The organism is Flavobacterium noncentrifugens, from assembly GCF_900100375.1.
Classification (GTDB): domain Bacteria; phylum Bacteroidota; class Bacteroidia; order Flavobacteriales; family Flavobacteriaceae; genus Flavobacterium; species Flavobacterium noncentrifugens.
The window spans coordinates 29,110-45,737 of sequence record NZ_FNEZ01000005.1 but is presented as its reverse complement, the minus strand read 5'-3'; the positions used below and the strand labels follow the sequence as shown (position 1 = coordinate 45,737).

The window sequence follows — 16,628 nt, the reverse complement described above, 5'->3', positions numbered from 1 at the left end:
AAAACCATGTCAGACTTATTATTACCACCGGAATTACGATACGCAGATATCATCGAAAAACGCAAAAATGAAGACGGAAGTGAGCTTTCGATCCTGAATTTAGGCCCAACACACCCGGCGACACACGGCATTTTCCAGAACATTCTACTGATGGACGGAGAACGCATCGTCGAAGGCGAAGGAACTGTGGGATACATTCACCGTGCTTTCGAAAAAATTGCAGAAAACAGGCCTTTTTACCAAATCACGCCATTGACCGACAGGATGAATTACTGCTCGTCGCCGATCAACAACATGGGCTGGTGGATGACTTTGGAAAAAGCACTCAATATAGAAGTCCCGAAAAGGGCGCAATACTTAAGGGTTATCGTCATGGAATTGGCGCGAATCGCCGACCACATCATCTGCAACTCGGTACTTGGAGTAGACACCGGCGCTTTAACCGGATTTTTGTACGTATTCCAATACCGCGAAAAAATCTACGAAATCTACGAGGAAATCTGTGGCGCTCGTTTGACGACGAACATGGGAAGAATCGGTGGATTTGAAAGAGATTGGAGTCCATTGGCATTCGAAAAACTGAACATTTTACTTGAAGAATTTCCACCAATCTGGCAGGAATTTGAAAATCTGCTCGCAAGAAACAGGATTTTCATGGACCGTACGATTGATGTAGGACCAATTTCAGCCGAAAAAGCGATCAGCTACGGATTTACAGGACCAAACCTGCGCGCCGCCGGAGTCGATTATGACATCCGCGTGATGCAGCCGTATTCTTCTTATGAGGATTTCGAATTTGATATTCCTGTTGGAAAATCAGGCGATACGTACGACCGTTTTTGCGTGCGCAACGCAGAAGTTTGGGAAAGTTTAAAAATCATCAAACAAGCTTTGGCAAAACTGCCTGAAGGTCCGTATCACGCGGATGTTCCTGATTATTATTTGCCGCCAAAAGACGAAGTCTACCACAACATGGAAGCTTTGATTTACCACTTTAAGATCGTAATGGGCGAAGTTCCGGTTCCGGTCACAGAGGTTTATCATCCAGTTGAAGGCGGAAACGGCGAACTCGGATTTTATTTGGTTACCAACGGAAGCCGTACGCCATACAGACTGCATTTCAGAAGGCCGTGTTTCATTTATTACCAGGCTTTCAACGAAATGGTCAAAGGGCAAATGTTGTCCGATGCCATCGCAACTTTATCAAGCCTCAACGTGATTGCAGGCGAATTAGACGCATAAATTATGGAACGTAAACAATACAAACAGGAAATAAACATCACGCCGCAATTGATGGAGCGCATCAACGAATTGCTGTCGCATTATCCTGCAGACAAAAAGAAATCGGCGTTGTTGCCGGTTTTGCACGATGTTCAGGATGCGCACGACAACTGGCTCAGCATCGAATTGATGGACAAAGTCGCTGAGATTTTAGAGATCAAACCGATCGAAGTCTACGAAGTGGTGTCGTTTTATACGATGTACAACCAACGCCCGATCGGGAAATACATGTTCGAATTCTGCCAGACTTCTTGTTGCGCGACGCGCGGCGTTGAAGATTTGATGGATTACACCTGCAACAAACTCGGTGTCAAACTCGGTGAAACCACTACTGACGGATTATTCGAAATTCGCGGTGTCGAATGTTTAGGCGCCTGCGGTTATGCGCCGATGATGCAATTGGGCGATACGTATCAGGAACACCTGACCAAAGAAAAAATCGACCAGATCATCGAAGACTGCAAAGACGGAAAAATTAACTTACACTACCAAACGAATGGGTAAGCAAATATTATTTGACAAAATCAAGGTTCCGGGCATCAAAACCTATGAAGTCTATCGTCGTGAAGGCGGGTATGCTTCTGTGGAGAAAGCCCTGAAAACCATGACGCCCGACGAAGTCGTGACCGAAGTCAAAAACTCACAGCTCAAAGGCCGTGGTGGCGCGGGTTTTCCAATGGGAATGAAATGGAGTTTCATCGATAAAAAATCAGGCAATCCAAGATATTTGGTTTGCAATGCCGACGAATCGGAACCGGGAACTTTCAAAGACCGTTTTTTAATGGAATACATTCCGCATCTTTTGATCGAAGGAATGATTACGGGAAGTTATGCTTTGGAAGCCAACCGTTCTTACATTTACATTCGGGGCGAATACATGTGGATTTACAAAATCCTTGAAAATGCCATCAAAGAAGCGTATGCTGCCGGATGGTTGGGTAAAAATATATTGGGAACGGGTTACGATTTGGATTTATACGTTCACGTTGGCGCCGGCGCTTACATTTGCGGCGAAGAAACCGCACTGATCGAATCGCTTGAAGGCAAACGCGGCAATCCGAGGATCAAGCCGCCGTTTCCCGCCATTTCAGGTTTGTGGGCAAATCCTACTGTGGTTAATAATGTCGAATCGATTTCGAATGTGCCTTGGATTGTAAACAATTCAGGTGCGGAATACGCGAAAATCGGAACCGAAAAATCTACCGGAACCAAATTGATTTCGGCTTCAGGCCACATTAAAAAACCCGGTGTTTACGAAATTGAACTCGGAATCACAGTATACGATTTTATCAATTCCGACGAATATTGCGGCGGCATGCTCGATGAGCATCCGATAAAAGCATTGGTTCCCGGAGGTTCATCCGTGCCCATCCTTCCCGCACATTTAATCTATAAAACCGCAAATGGTGACGACCGATTGATGTCCTACGAATCCATGTCCGATGGTGGATTTGCAACCGGTTCAATGATCGGTTCAGGCGGATTCATCGTGTACAACGATACGACTTGTATCGTTCGCAACACCTGGAATTTTGCGCGTTTTTACCACCACGAAAGCTGTGGCCAATGCTCGCCTTGTCGCGAAGGAACAGGCTGGTTGGAAAAAGTATTGCACAGAATTGAAACCGGCCACGGCCGTGAAGAAGATATCGATTTGCTTTGGGACATCCAGAGAAAAATCGAAGGAAATACGATTTGCCCACTCGGTGATGCCGCTGCCTGGCCCGTTGCCGCTGCGATCAGGCATTTCAGGGACGAATTTGAATACCACGTTCGTTTCCCGGAAAAAATCAAAAATAGGGATCATTATGTCGCTGAGCCGTTTGAGAAAGTAAAACATTTGGTTTCTGGCCAACTGACATAAATCAAAAAATAAAACCATTAAGAAATTAAGGTTCATTAAGCTTAATGCGACTTCATCCCTTAATGGTTCAAATAAAATGTTACAATAGATTCGTAACATTCAAACACAAATAAGTTATGAAAGTAACCATAGACGGTCAAAGTATAGAAGTAGAACCAGGAACCACGATCCTGCAGGCTGCGCGTATGATTGGCGGCGAATCCGTTCCGCCGGCGATGTGCTACTACTCCAAATTAAAAGGCAGCGGCGGAAAATGCCGTGCATGCCTTGTTGAAGTGGCCAAAGGAAGTGAAGCCGATCCGCGCCCGATGCCAAAATTAATGGCTTCGTGCGTAACTGGTGTCATGGACGGCATGGAAGTCAACAGCATCAAATCGGAACGCGTGACCGAAGCGAGAAAATCGGTAACCGAATTCCTATTAATCAACCACCCGCTTGATTGCCCGGTTTGTGACCAGGCCGGAGAATGCGATTTGCAGAATTTAAGTTTCAAACACGGGAAATCGCAAACGCGCTTTATCGAAGAAAAAAGAACGTTTGAACCCGAAGATATTGGCCCGAACATTCAATTGCACATGAACCGTTGCATTTTGTGCTACCGTTGCGTCATGGTTGCAGACCAATTGACCGACAACCGCGTGCATGGCGTGATGGATCGCGGCGACCATTCGAACATTTCAACCTGCCTTTCAAAAGCAATCGACAATGAGTTTTCAGGAAATATGATCGATGTGTGCCCAGTTGGCGCTTTGACAGATAAAACTTTCCGTTTTAAACAACGTGTTTGGTTCAACAAACCTTACAATGCACATAGAAATTGCACGAAATGTTGCGGAAAAACAACCGTTTGGATGTTCGGAAACGAGATCCAGCGTGTCACCGGAAGAAAAGACGAATTCCACGAAGTCGAAGAATTCATCTGCAACGAATGCCGTTTTGACCACAAAGATCCAACGCATTGGACTATTGAAGGCCCAAGAAAATTCGAGAAAGATTCGGTGATCAACCAGAACAATTATACACAAAAACTCGATACGGTTGTGATTGAAACAGAGACCGGGATCTTAAAAGGACGCGAGCAGGATCGTAAAAAAATCAGTATGCCATCTGTGCCTTTAAAACGAGAGGAAAAAGAAATTTTTAACGAAGGAAACGTTTAACAATGGACCATTCAATAATCATAGAAAAAGGCATTTTCATCTTTATCATTTTTGCGATCACGATGGTCATGGCAATGTATTCGACCTTGGCAGAACGTAAAGTTGCGGCCTGGCTTCAAGACAGGATTGGACCAAACAGGGCCGGAGCTGGCGGAATTTTACAGCCGCTTGCCGATGGTTTGAAATTGTTTTCAAAAGAAGAATTTTTACCCGATACGCCAAATAAATTTCTATTTGTCGTAGGTCCGGCGATTTCGATGAGCGTTGCTTTGATGACTTCGGCGGTGATTCCGTGGGGCGACAAACTGCATTTGTTTGGAAAAGACATTATTTTACAGGCGACTGATATTGACGTTTCGATCCTTTATGTGTTTGGCGTTTTGTCTGTGGGCGTTTACGGAATTATGATTGGAGGCTGGGCTTCGAATAATAAATTCTCATTGATGAGCGCGATGCGTGCGGCTTCACAGATGATTTCGTATGAAGTGGCAATGGGACTTGCATTAATTGCATTATTGATGATGAGCGGCACTTTGAGCCTGCGCGAAATTTCGTTACAGCAACACGGCATGCATTGGAATGTGTTTTACCAGCCGGTTGGGTTTATCATCTTTTTGATCTGCTCATTTGCCGAAACCAACAGGACGCCGTTTGATCTGGCCGAATGTGAAGCAGAGCTTATTGGCGGTTACCATACCGAATATTCATCGATGCGAATGGGATTCTATTTGTTTGCTGAATATGCGAGTATGTTTATTTCGTCTACAATTATTGCGGTGCTTTATTTCGGAGGGTACAATTATCCGGGTATGGCCTGGGCTATTGAAAACTGGGGTGTGAATCCTGCGAATGTATTGGGAATTGTCGTGCTGTTCATCAAAATCTGTTTTTTCATCTTTTTCTATATGTGGGTTCGATGGACGATTCCGAGATTTCGTTACGACCAGTTGATGCGATTGGGCTGGAAAATGTTGATTCCGCTTGCGATTGCAAATATTATCGTAACGGGAATTGTGATTTTGTGGGCAGACGGAAAGTTTTAATTCGGTTGCAATGTTTCAGAGTCGGGAGTTGAAAGAATGATAAAGTTCCGGTTTAGCCCCGATTGCAGCGGAAATCCTTTTTTATGACGTAAGGAAATAAAAAAGATTGCAATGGAAAGCGGGACGAATGTTGAATAATAGCAGGAACATCTGCTTCAAAAAATAAAAATAAATTTGCGTTTCGAATTATTCTGAAATCGCAAATCAAAATCAAATTACCATGTCAATACAAGCGATGTCGTTGTCGGGCAGGAAAAAAGAGGTTTCGAACAAAAAGATGACTTTTGTGGAAAGCCTGTACCTGTGGACGATTTTAAAGGGAATGATGATTACGATCAGCCATTTGTTTACGAGAAAAGTGACGATAAAATATCCGGAAGAAGTGCGCGAAAGAAGCGTTGTGTATCGTGGCCAGCATTCGCTGAAGCGCGACGAACAGGGACGTGAGAACTGTACCGCCTGCGGATTGTGTGCGTTGTCATGTCCGGCCGAAGCGATCACGATGACTGCTGCCGAGCGTTTGCCAAGCGAAAAACATTTGTACCGCGAGGAGAAATATGCGAAAGTCTATGAAATCAACATGCTGCGCTGCATTTTCTGCGGATTGTGTGAGGAAGCGTGTCCGAAAGACGCGGTTTACCTGACCGAATCTAAAGTTTTGGTGCCATCGATGTATGACCGCGAGGATTTTATCTTCGGGAAAGACAAACTGGTAATGCCTTTGACCCAGGCTATGAAAAATGCTCAATTAAATAACGCCAACTAATGTCAGTAGTTTTAATTATATTTTGTGTGTTGTCGGCTGTGACTTTGGGATCGGCCTTTTTGACGATTTTTACGAAAAACCCGATTCACAGTGCGATTTATCTGGTAATCTGTTTCTTTTCGATTGCGGGACATTATTTGTTGTTTAATGCGCAGTTCCTGGCGATTGTACACGTCATTGTGTATTCGGGCGCAATTATGATTTTGTTTTTATTTACAGTCATGCTGATGAATCTGAACAAAGAAGACGAAGTGCACAAACCGCGCATCCAGCGTTGGGCGGCAGCGATTTTCTTTGTGTTGATGTGTGTGGTTTTGATGCTGATTTTCCGCCAGTCGAAACCAATCGTTGGGCCTTATGATACAACCGGCGAAGATTACCAATCGATTAAAGTACTCGGAAAAGTATTGCTGAACGAATATATGGTGCCGTTTGAATTTGCTTCGGTATTGTTGCTCACCGCGATGATCGGAACGGTATTGTTGTCTAAAAAAGAAAAAAAATAATATGGATAATGTTTTAAACCAGATTGGGATTGAAAATTATATTTTCCTGTCGGTGATCCTTTTCAGCATTGGCGTTTTCGGGGTTTTGTACAGACGCAACGCGATCATCGTGTTCATGTCGATTGAAATCATGCTGAATGCCGTAAACTTGTTGTTCGTTGCTTTTTCAACGTACCATCAGGACGCGTCGGGACAGGTTTTCGTATTTTTCTCGATGGCCGTGGCTGCTGCCGAAGTGGCGGTTGGGCTTGCGATCTTGGTATCGATTTTCAGAAACTTAGGTTCGATCGATATCGATAATTTAAAAAACTTAAAAGGATAATCTTCAATGGATACCAATTTAGCTTTAGTCTTATTACTTGCTCCTTTTTTAGGATTTTTAATCAATGTGTTCTTTGGGAAAAGTCTTGGGAAATCGGTTTCCGGATTTATCGGAACCGGCGCTGTGGTGGTTTCTTTCGCCGTGACTTTAATGTTCTTTCTTCAGATCAACCAAAACGGAAAACCAATCCAGATTTCATTATTCGACTGGATTTCAATCAATAATTTCAAAATAGATTTCGGATTTTTATTAGACCAATTGTCGTTGCTATGGCTGATGTTCGTAACCGGAATCGGCTCGCTGATCCATTTGTATTCGATCAGTTACATGCATGACGACGAGAACATGCATAAGTTTTTCGCGTATTTAAATTTGTTTGTGTTTTTCATGATCACTTTGGTTATGGGAAGCAACTTACTCGTGATGTTCATCGGCTGGGAAGGCGTCGGGCTTTGCTCCTATTTACTGATCGGATTCTGGTACAAAAACCAGGATTACAATGACGCAGCGAAGAAAGCTTTTATCATGAACCGCATTGGGGATTTAGGTTTATTAATTGGAATTTTCATCATCGCAACTTTATTTTCAACATTGGATTTCGTTTCGTTAAAAGAAACGATTTTAGGCGGAACCAACAGTGCAAACACCTATTGGATTGCATTCGCTGCCTTGGCTTTGTTTATTGGCGCTTGCGGAAAATCAGCGCAAATTCCGCTTTACACCTGGCTTCCAGATGCGATGGCCGGCCCAACTCCTGTTTCGGCGTTGATCCACGCCGCGACAATGGTTACTGCCGGGATTTTCATGATTACAAGACTGAACTTTTTATTCGATTTGGCACCTTCCATCCAACATGTAATTGCCATAATTGGTGGAGCAACGGCACTTCTTGCTGCAACGATCGGATTGGTTCAAAACGATATTAAAAAGGTACTCGCCTATTCTACGGTTTCCCAACTCGGATTAATGTTTCTGGCTTTAGGGCTTGGCGCGTATGAAATTGCGATTTTCCATGTGATTACGCATGCATTCTTTAAAGCTTGTTTGTTCTTAGGATCCGGTTCAGTGATTCATGCATTGCACGGCGAGCAGGACATGCGAAAAATGGGCGGGCTCAGAAAAGCGATGCCGGTTACTTTTATTACGATGTTGATTTCAAGTCTGGCGATTTCTGGCGTGTTTCCATTGTCTGGATTCTGGTCGAAAGATGAGATTTTGATGACGGCTTTCCACCACAATTTACCGTTATACATTGTTGGTTCGATCGCTTCAATCATGACTGCCTTTTATATGTTCCGATTGATGTATCTGACATTCTTTAAAGATTTTCGCGGCACTGAAGAACAAAAACACCATTTGCACGAAAGCCCGGCCTTGATTACTTTTCCATTGATCGTTCTTGCGATTTTAGCCACGATCGGCGGATTGATCAGCTTGCCAGGAAACAGTTGGCTAAACCAATACCTCGCGCCGTTGTTTGCTGAAAAAGCGGGCGAAGCGCACCATTTGGGAACTACAGAATATACTTTAATGGCGATTGCATTAATTGGTGCTTTTATCGGAATTGGTTGGGCGTATGTGAAATACATCAAACAAAGCCAACTTCCGGAAGAAGACGCGCAAATCAGCGGTTTCTCAAAAGTGCTGTACAACAAATATTATGTTGACGAAATTTACGAAGCGATTTTCGTGAAACCAATCAACGCCTTATCCAGATTTTTCAGGGATTATATCGAAACGGCGCTTTCAAACTTTGTTTTCGGATTTGGAAAAGCAGCCACCGAAATGAGCTACCAAGGCAAAAAATTACAGAGCGGAAACGTTGGTTTTTACCTGTTTGCTTTTGTCATGGGACTTTGCGCAATGATCACCTATTTATTTTTAGCACAATAATTTTCACATAATGGATGTATCTTACTTATTGATTTTACTTTTAGTCGGCGCTTTCGCAACGTACTTTTCCGGTGACAAACTGGCCTCAAAAGTCGCTTTGGTCTTCGCGTTGGCTTCATTGGGAATGTCAGTTTATATCTTGAATTTATTCAACGCCGGGCAGAATATCGATTTCCTGTCGGCCTGGATCACACAACCAAAAGTAGCATTTGCACTTAAAGGCGACGGACTTTCACTTGCGATGGTGTTGCTGACTTCGGCTTTAATTCCGATCATCATTTATTCTTCATTCGGAAATGAATACAAAAATGCTAAAAGTTTTTATGCGCTGATTTTATTCATGGCGTTTGCAATGACAGGAACATTCCTTGCCGCAGACGGACTTTTATATTATATTTTCTGGGAACTCGCTTTGATCCCAATTTACTTCATCACACTCATCTGGGGCAATGGCGACGCCGAAGACCGTAAAAAAGCAGTAGTGAAATTCTTTATTTACACGTTTGCAGGATCGTTATTCATGCTCGTGGCTTTCATTTATATGTACCAACGTTCGAAAAGCTTCCTGATCGAAGATTTGTATGCGATGCGACTGACCGTAAAAGAACAAACCTGGATTTTCGGTGCTTTCTTTTTGGCGTATGCGATTAAAATCCCATTGATTCCGTTTCACACTTGGCAGGCAAAAGTGTACCAAAAAGCACCAGCTGTCGGAACGATGCTGCTTTCGGGGATTATGCTCAAAATGGGATTGTACAGCGTCATTCGCTGGCAGCTTCCTATCGGGCGTTTTGCTGCAATCGAACACAAAAATATTTTTATCGGACTCGGAATTGCAGGCGTAATCTACGGATCGATCGTTGCGCTTCGCCAGAACGACCTTAAAAAATTACTCGCTTATTCTTCTTTGGCACACGTTGGACTCATTGCAGCCGGAGCTTACACATTAACACTCGACGGTTTGCGCGGCGCGGTTTTACAAATGATCGCCCACGGATTTGTCGTAGTCGGATTGTTCTTAATTGCCGATATCATTTACCGCCGTTACCAAACCAGAACGATAGGCGAAATGGGCGGCATCAGGCAACAAGCTCCAAAATTCACCTCGTTGTTTATGATCTTGGTTTTGGCATCGGTCGCTTTGCCTTCGACATTTAACTTTGTGGGAGAATTTACGGTACTGTTCAGCTTGTCGCAAATCAATATGGGTTACGCGATTTTGGGCGGAACGACCATTATCCTTGGCGCTTATTACATGCTTAAAATGTTCCAGCAGGTCATGTTGGGTGAAACCAATAAAAAGGCTTTCGCCGATGTTACTTTCAACGAAGGGTTTTCATTGGTGGCCATCGTTGCCGTATTGTTTTTCTTCGGGTTGTATCCGAAACCAATCGTTGACCTGATTACGCCGAGCATCGAGCACATCCTTACATTTATCAACCGAACTAACTAGTCAAACAAAGATGATTACATTAATAGCTATTACGGGATTAGGTATTTTATGCCTTTTATTTGAAATCCTAAATCTTAGGAAAGCAATCGTTCCGTTTACAGTTTTGGGCTTGCTTGGTATTTTGGGATTGACCGCTTCACAGTTTGGTTTGGAAGAAAGTTATTACAACAATATGGTTGTCGTAAATAAATTTTCGGTGTCGTTTTCGTGTTTGTTTATCTTACTCACTGCATTTTTAGTAGCGTTGAGCCATAATTTTTACGCACGTCACGAAACGCAGATCTCCGATTTTATCGCGATCAAAATATTTTTATTGGCCGGAGCCGTTGCCATGGTTTCGTTCGGAAACTTAGCGATGTTCTTTTTAGGGATTGAAATCTTGTCTATTTCATTGTACATTCTAGCCGCCAGCAACCGTTTGAGCCTGCGAAGCAATGAAGCCGGAATGAAATATTTCCTGATGGGTTCGTTTGCCTCAGGTATAATCTTGTTCGGGATTTGCCTGATTTACGGCGCCATGGGAACTTTTGATGTAGCCGAAATCAGCGAATTGTCACGTTCTGCCGAATTGCCGGTTTGGTTTCCAATTGGAATCGTACTGGTAACCATCGGAATGTTCTTTAAAATCGCAGCCGTGCCATTCCATTTCTGGGCGCCCGACGTTTATGAAGGTTCGCCTGCATTGACAACGGCAACAATGAGCACACTTGCAAAAGTAACCGCCATGGCGACTTTATACAAATTGTTATTTGCAATGAATGCAGATGTTTCATACCAATTCCAAATTGTAATTGTTGTGGTTTCGATCGCGTCGATGACTGTTGGAAACATCATGGCTTTGAGGCAAACGAACGTCAAAAGAATGCTGGCTTTTTCAGGGATTTCACACGCCGGATTTATGCTGATGACGTTATTGTCACTGAGCACTTCTGCCGGAAGTTTGCTATATTACGCTTCTGCGTATGCCTTGGCCGGAATCGCCGCTTTTGCAGTCATTTTATATGTGTGCAGAGACCGTGACAATGAAGACATCGCAAACTTTCATGGACTTGGAAAAACGAATCCGTTGCTGGCAGCAATATTAACCGGCTCTTTATTATCAATGGCCGGAATTCCCATTTTCTCAGGATTTTTCGCAAAGCTGACTTTGTTCAGTCAGACGATTGAAGCCGGATATTTAGTTTTGGTAATTGTCGCAGTCGTGAATTCGATCATCAGTGTCGGCTACTATTTTAAACTGATTTTAGCGATGTATTCGAAAGAGCCAAACGAGCAGCGCACCGGAACGCCAGTGATTTATTATGCAGTTGCTGTCATTGCGATTGTACTGAATATTGTACTCGGATTGTTCCCGTCTTTGGTGATGGATTTGCTCGCTTAGAAATATATTCTTATTTGAAACCATCGGAAATCCCGGTGGTTTTTTTATTGGAGAATGTTCCGGTGAGGATGTTGCCCTAGCCCTGATGGAGCCGGTATCCTTTGTGAGGCACGAACAAAGATAAAGGCGAGAGCAGGATTAAGCTCCTGAAAATTTATCAACAGAATTTCCGAATTAACTTTTGTTCTGATTTTGCTGCTGTCGATTTCCTTAAATTTACGGCATGTATGCACTGGTCGACTGTAATAATTTTTATGCTTCATGCGAGCGGCTTTTTCGGCCGGAACTCGTAAACAAACCTATTGTGGTACTTTCAAACAATGACGGCTGCATCATTTCAAGAAGTGACGAAGCCAAGGAACTCGGTGTCAAAATGGCTGCGCCGGAGTTTAAAGTGCGCCAGGAATTAAAGGAAAAAGGCATTACGGTTTTTTCGTCGAATTATGCGCTCTATGGCGATTTGAGCGATCGCGTGATGCAAATCCTGCGACAGTTTACTCAGAATATTGAAGTCTACAGCATTGACGAAGCATTTATGGATTTTCAGGGCGTCACTATTCCAGATGATGATTTTCATGCGTATGGAATCGCAATCAAAAACCGCATTAGAAAATGGGTTAGCATTCCGGTTTGCGTAGGCGTCGCGCCAACGAAAGCTTTGTCGAAAGTGGCGAATAAAATTGCCCGGAAATTTCCTGAACAAACCATCGGCGTATATGTGATTGATTCGGATGAAAAACGGATTAAGGCTTTAAAGTGGACGAAAATTGGTGACATTTGGGGCATTGGTCACCGCATGAAAAAAAAGCTCGAAGCACGCGGACTCAAAACGGCTTTCGATTTTACCCAGCTGCAGCATGAAGCATTTATCAAAAGCCACATGGGCGTGACCGGATTGCGGCTGATCAAGGAATTGCAGGGCGAGCCAGTTTTGGAACTTGAAGAACTTACCGATAAAAAAAGCATTGCGACAACGAGAAGTTTTCCGAAAAGGCTGACCGAATTTGATCCGATTAGGGAACGTGTTGCAACATTTGCATCGGTTTGTGCCGAAAAACTGCGCATGCAAAAATTGTGCTGCCATACCATTACGGTTTTGTTGGGTACGATGGAAACGCAGGAAAAACACGAACGCAGGTATTTTCAGCAATCGGTCACTTTGCCGTTTGCAACCCATTCGACTTTGACGATTTCGGAAGCTTCGATTAAGTTGCTTGAAAAATTGTATGCAGAAAATAAAGGACTGCGTTTTCACAAAGCCGGTGTCATTGTGACGCAATTGATTCCGGAAAACCAGAAACAATTCAATTTGTTTGAAGATGAAAATCCGAAACATCTCGCACTGATGAAAGCGATCGATCATGTAAACCAGAAAATCGGTGGGCGAAAAATTCGTTTGGGTTCGCAGGATGAAAAAACCTGGAACATGACGCAGAATTTGCTTTCTCCAAGATATACGACCCAATTTGACCAAATCCTGACGATCCAATGTTAGATAAAACACCTAAAAAAACGCTCGAGTTTTTCAGGCCTGAAAACGAAAGCGGCCTGCTGATTCCGTATTTTGATCAGGGTGTTTCTGCCGGGTTTCCATCGCCTGCCTTGGATTTTATGGAGGAAAAAATCGACCTGAATAAAGCACTGAGTGAAAATCCGCTGGCTACGTTTTTTATTAAAGTCGAAGGCCATTCGATGATCGATGCCGGAATTAACGATAAGGACGTTTTGGTCGTGGATCGCAGCCTGGAACCAGAAAACAACAAAATCGCCATCTGTTTCATTGAAGGCGGATTTACGGTAAAGCGCATCAACGTTGAAAAAGGCGGACTTTGGCTGATGCCTGAAAATCCGAATTATGCTCCGATAAAAGTCACAGAAGAAAACCAGTTTATGATTTGGGGCATAGTGACTTACGTCATCAAAAAAATATAATCTTAAAACCCATTTGTCGGATTTTTACGTCATAAAACGGATAACCAATTGGTGTTGCTTTTTTATTTCTATATTTATAGAGAACTAAAATAACATGTATTATGATTAAAAAATTACTCTGTTTGATGCTGTTGTTTCCGCTTGCCGGAATGGCACAATCTAAAATCCAAAATGCCGAAATCAGGGCAAAAATGCACGATCAACTTGCCAACCCACAAGTGGCCGCTCCAACAATGGCCAAAAACATTTCTTTAGAGCCTTGTGCAGCTGTTGATGTTCCTTATCTGGAAGATTTTGAATCTGCTGCTGCGCCTGAAATGCCTGCTTGTACGACATTGGAAAATGCCGGAGCCGGAAATAATTTCAATACCATTACTGCTCCAGGCTTTGGTTTTACGACCATAACCATGCAATACAAATACCATTCTACCAATCCGGCAAATGCCTGGTTTTTCACTGCAGGCTTAAATCTTACCGCAGGCGTATCGTATAGCATTTCTTACAAATATGGAAGCAGGGGAAGTAATGCATTCATCGAGAAATTCAAAGTCTACATTGGCAACGAAGCGGCCTCAGTGAGCATGTCTGCAACGCCTTTGGCAGATCATCCGGATGTAAGGAACAATGTAACGGCAATAACCAATACCATTGCTTTTACACCAGAAACCACCGGAGTGTATTATGTAGGTTTTAATTGCTATTCAGCGACAGACCAATGGTTGCTTTTTATTGATGACATTGCGGTATCTGCTACTTTGGCAACAAATAATTTTGACAGAACGGATTTAAAATACTACCCGAACCCGGTAAATGAAACACTAAATCTCTCTTACAACGAACAGATTGACAGCGTTACCATTTATAATCTTACAGGCCAAACGGTGCTGCAGCAAAACGTAAAATCTGAAAATGCCCTGATCCATACCGATGATTTGGCAAAAGGAACTTATTTTGCAAAAATCATGATTGGAGATTCAGAAAAGACGGTCAAGTTTTTAAAGAATTAAAAGAAGTTTACCAGCCCTGCTTTGTGCGGGGCTTTTTTTTACTAAAAGGCGAAATTAGTCGAGCTCTTTTGTCATTGTTTTTTTTAGATCCTGCTTAAAGAATCGGGTGCCGCTGTCACTTAAATGGTCGTCGTCGAAATATAAAACATCTTTATTATGTGTTATTTTCATCTGATCCTTATTGTATAACCTGCTAAAAACATCAAATACCATAACATTAGAATATTTTTTTGCCAATTGCGCCACGAATTGATTGCCTTTTATCACTTTGTCCTGACTTAATGAAATGGTATGGAATCCGTTTTTGGGATCGATTTTGAGATATGAAACATATTGGGAAACATTCAGATTGTTGACAATGGAAATCCGTGGCGGCTGATTGATCACTAACATTTTGATATTTTTATCTTTTAGGTATACCATCAGGTTTTCAAATTCGCTCCTATTGTCATCTGAAAGTGCTTCCCAACGACACGATATGACCACCATTTTTATTTTCCATTTGTGAATGTTGCTTACTATCGATTTTGCGAAATCAATTCTTTCCTTTTTGGTAAAAAATTCATTACTGGCTTGATCGTCCAAATCATGGAGGTTAAAAAATGGCTTTGACGCATTTGTGGTGTAAACGGAACTTGAAATCTTCAATTCGCCGCATGCTTCTTCAAGCGTTTTTGCCCACATTGCCCCATGGGAATCGCCAAGCACTAAAATTTCAGGATTTTTATCATTTATCCTTTTTAAAATACCTTGTTTTTTAAAAGCGTCATTATCAGCCGATGACCTGTTAAGAACAGTGACATTATAAATTAAAGGATTGCCTTTTTTTAAAATCACTTGCGTTGGAGACACATCATACTGCTGAAGATAATAGGTTTGCTGGTTGTATAATGATGGATAATGAATGTTGAAGTACGGCGATTTGTAATAAGCAATAAGCGCCAGGCACAATCCGACACCCAACAAAACTAACTTTGGCGTGTTCCGGTAATTTCTTGTTTTGGTTTCAATCCATTTAAAAGACAGGACCGACAGCAGATATGTTGCGATGATGATGAATAAATAAATATACCATTCATTTACTCCTAAAAATCTAAACTCTAAGTTTTTGAATAATACAATGATCGGCCAGTGCCATAAATACAAGGAATAAGACAATTTTCCAATATGTACAAAAATGCTGCTGCTCAATAGTTTTCCGGTGATGTCATTGACACTGATAAAATAAATGATTAGCGCAGTGCCTACAACAGGAAGTACTACGATATAACTTATTGTTTTTTCTGCAAAAAAATAGCTGATGAAAATCAGTAACAATCCAATGATCGGAAAAACAGTATTATATATTTTATTCAGAGTGCTTTTCTTTGGCAGGCAAGCAATTACTCCGCCTGCGGAAAGCTCCCAAAATCTAAAAGGAAGCATGTAAAAGGTCAAATGCGTTTTGAATTTGACAAAGCAGACAAACAATCCGAGGCTTATTAATGTGATAAAAATAAGCGGCTTTAAGAAAGACTTAAAATACTTTTTAATAATGATAAGCAGCAACGGATAAAACAAGTAAAACTGTTCTTCTACCGATAAAGACCACGTATGCAGAAAAAACGACTTGTCAGCAGCCGGCCCCCAATAATCACCAAAGTTAAAGTAGGCATGGAAATTAAAATATGAAAATACCGCAGGAATAATATCCTTTAATATGTCATTGTATATGGGTTTAAACGTAAAAAAGGGTAAAACTAAAATGGTTATGATCACCACGGTCAAAAGCAACGGAACCAATCTTTTTACACGCCTGATCCAGAATTTCGACATTTTAAACGTGTCATTTTCCAGGTCTTTTACAATGATTCCGGTAATTAAATAACCAGAAATTACAAAAAAAACGTCGACCCCATAATATCCGCCGATTAAAAAATCTGAATTCAAATGAAACAATACCACTGCGACTACAGCGACAGCTCTTAATCCATCTATCTCCGGGCGATATTTAGTCATTTCGGGTGTGATTAAAACTTAT

15 protein-coding genes are annotated in these 16,628 nt (G+C 42.2%); 14 read left to right on the top strand and 1 reads right to left on the bottom strand.

The annotated features are described in order from the left end of the window. Positions 1-6 precede the first annotated feature (6 nt). The 14 genes from BLS32_RS13835 (at position 7) to BLS32_RS13770 (ending at position 14,608) form a co-directional block, all read left to right on the top strand. Positions 7-1,242 carry an NADH-quinone oxidoreductase subunit D gene (locus tag BLS32_RS13835; RefSeq protein ID WP_091397081.1) on the top strand — a complete coding sequence of 412 codons (1,236 nt, stop codon included), beginning with the start codon at positions 7-9 and terminating at the stop codon, positions 1,240-1,242. Between the two features lie 3 nt (positions 1,243-1,245). After that, entirely contained in the window at positions 1,246-1,785 is a 540-nt protein-coding gene (locus BLS32_RS13830; RefSeq protein ID WP_091397079.1) for an NADH-quinone oxidoreductase subunit NuoE family protein, read from the top strand. Continuing rightward, positions 1,778-3,145, top strand: a complete 1,368-nt coding sequence (gene nuoF, locus BLS32_RS13825) for an NADH-quinone oxidoreductase subunit NuoF (RefSeq protein WP_091397077.1) — start codon at positions 1,778-1,780, stop codon at positions 3,143-3,145. Before BLS32_RS13830 ends, nuoF begins: the two co-directional genes overlap by 8 nt. Positions 3,146-3,261: 116 nt before the next feature. Beyond that, complete coding sequence (locus BLS32_RS13820; protein WP_091397074.1) at positions 3,262-4,305, top strand: NADH-quinone oxidoreductase subunit G; 1,044 nt, start codon at positions 3,262-3,264, stop codon at positions 4,303-4,305. Between the two features lie 2 nt (positions 4,306-4,307). Beyond that, positions 4,308-5,348 carry an NADH-quinone oxidoreductase subunit NuoH gene (gene nuoH, locus BLS32_RS13815; RefSeq protein ID WP_091397072.1) on the top strand — a complete coding sequence of 347 codons (1,041 nt, stop codon included), beginning with the start codon at positions 4,308-4,310 and terminating at the stop codon, positions 5,346-5,348. 220 nt (positions 5,349-5,568) lie between these two features. Further along, a complete protein-coding gene (locus BLS32_RS13810) occupies positions 5,569-6,114 on the top strand; it encodes a NuoI/complex I 23 kDa subunit family protein (protein WP_170227567.1) in 546 nt (181 codons plus the stop codon). After that, on the top strand, positions 6,114-6,620 hold the full coding sequence (locus tag BLS32_RS13805) for an NADH-quinone oxidoreductase subunit J family protein (RefSeq protein ID WP_091397068.1): 507 nt from the start codon (positions 6,114-6,116) through the stop codon (positions 6,618-6,620). Before BLS32_RS13810 ends, BLS32_RS13805 begins: the two co-directional genes overlap by 1 nt. 1 nt (position 6,621) lies before the next feature. Next, complete coding sequence (gene nuoK / locus BLS32_RS13800; protein WP_091397066.1) at positions 6,622-6,942, top strand: NADH-quinone oxidoreductase subunit NuoK; 321 nt, start codon at positions 6,622-6,624, stop codon at positions 6,940-6,942. A gap of 6 nt (positions 6,943-6,948) precedes the next feature. Then, the gene (gene nuoL, locus BLS32_RS13795; protein ID WP_091397063.1) at positions 6,949-8,835 is read left to right on the top strand and encodes an NADH-quinone oxidoreductase subunit L; all 1,887 of its coding nucleotides are present in this window, start codon (positions 6,949-6,951) and stop codon (positions 8,833-8,835) included. A gap of 10 nt (positions 8,836-8,845) precedes the next feature. Then, positions 8,846-10,288 carry a complex I subunit 4 family protein gene (locus BLS32_RS13790; RefSeq protein WP_091397060.1) on the top strand — a complete coding sequence of 481 codons (1,443 nt, stop codon included), beginning with the start codon at positions 8,846-8,848 and terminating at the stop codon, positions 10,286-10,288. A 10-nt stretch (positions 10,289-10,298) separates the two neighbouring features. After that, entirely contained in the window at positions 10,299-11,669 is a 1,371-nt protein-coding gene (locus BLS32_RS13785) for an NADH-quinone oxidoreductase subunit N (RefSeq protein WP_091397059.1), read from the top strand. A gap of 223 nt (positions 11,670-11,892) precedes the next feature. Continuing rightward, complete coding sequence (locus tag BLS32_RS13780) at positions 11,893-13,164, top strand: Y-family DNA polymerase (protein WP_091397056.1); 1,272 nt, start codon at positions 11,893-11,895, stop codon at positions 13,162-13,164. Beyond that, positions 13,158-13,601, top strand: coding sequence for a LexA family protein (locus BLS32_RS13775; protein WP_091397053.1), 444 nt, complete (start codon positions 13,158-13,160; stop codon positions 13,599-13,601). The genes BLS32_RS13780 and BLS32_RS13775 overlap by 7 nt, the downstream gene beginning before the upstream one ends. A gap of 101 nt (positions 13,602-13,702) precedes the next feature. Further along, the gene (locus BLS32_RS13770) at positions 13,703-14,608 is read left to right on the top strand and encodes a T9SS type A sorting domain-containing protein (protein WP_091397050.1); all 906 of its coding nucleotides are present in this window, start codon (positions 13,703-13,705) and stop codon (positions 14,606-14,608) included. 54 nt (positions 14,609-14,662) lie between these two features. Here BLS32_RS13770 and BLS32_RS13765 read toward each other — a convergent pair whose 3' ends face one another. Then, positions 14,663-16,606 carry an acyltransferase family protein gene (locus tag BLS32_RS13765; protein WP_091397046.1) on the bottom strand — a complete coding sequence of 648 codons (1,944 nt, stop codon included), beginning with the start codon at positions 16,604-16,606 and terminating at the stop codon, positions 14,663-14,665. Positions 16,607-16,628: the final 22 nt, after the last annotated feature.

Bases quoted from the DNA above. Each gene is read 5' to 3' on its own strand.
- BLS32_RS13835 (WP_091397081.1), top strand. From the start codon at position 7: ATGTCAGACTTATTATTACCACCGGAATTACGATACGCAGATATCATC.
- BLS32_RS13830 (WP_091397079.1), top strand. From the start codon at position 1,246: ATGGAACGTAAACAATACAAACAGGAAATAAACATCACGCCGCAATTG.
- nuoF (WP_091397077.1), top strand. From the start codon at position 1,778: ATGGGTAAGCAAATATTATTTGACAAAATCAAGGTTCCGGGCATCAAA.
- BLS32_RS13820 (WP_091397074.1), top strand. From the start codon at position 3,262: ATGAAAGTAACCATAGACGGTCAAAGTATAGAAGTAGAACCAGGAACC.
- nuoH (WP_091397072.1), top strand. From the start codon at position 4,308: ATGGACCATTCAATAATCATAGAAAAAGGCATTTTCATCTTTATCATT.
- BLS32_RS13810 (WP_170227567.1), top strand. From the start codon at position 5,569: ATGTCAATACAAGCGATGTCGTTGTCGGGCAGGAAAAAAGAGGTTTCG.
- BLS32_RS13805 (WP_091397068.1), top strand. From the start codon at position 6,114: ATGTCAGTAGTTTTAATTATATTTTGTGTGTTGTCGGCTGTGACTTTG.
- nuoK (WP_091397066.1), top strand. From the start codon at position 6,622: ATGGATAATGTTTTAAACCAGATTGGGATTGAAAATTATATTTTCCTG.
- nuoL (WP_091397063.1), top strand. From the start codon at position 6,949: ATGGATACCAATTTAGCTTTAGTCTTATTACTTGCTCCTTTTTTAGGA.
- BLS32_RS13790 (WP_091397060.1), top strand. From the start codon at position 8,846: ATGGATGTATCTTACTTATTGATTTTACTTTTAGTCGGCGCTTTCGCA.
- BLS32_RS13785 (WP_091397059.1), top strand. From the start codon at position 10,299: ATGATTACATTAATAGCTATTACGGGATTAGGTATTTTATGCCTTTTA.
- BLS32_RS13780 (WP_091397056.1), top strand. From the start codon at position 11,893: ATGTATGCACTGGTCGACTGTAATAATTTTTATGCTTCATGCGAGCGG.
- BLS32_RS13775 (WP_091397053.1), top strand. From the start codon at position 13,158: ATGTTAGATAAAACACCTAAAAAAACGCTCGAGTTTTTCAGGCCTGAA.
- BLS32_RS13770 (WP_091397050.1), top strand. From the start codon at position 13,703: ATGATTAAAAAATTACTCTGTTTGATGCTGTTGTTTCCGCTTGCCGGA.
- BLS32_RS13765 (WP_091397046.1), bottom strand. From the start codon at position 16,606: ATGACTAAATATCGCCCGGAGATAGATGGATTAAGAGCTGTCGCTGTA.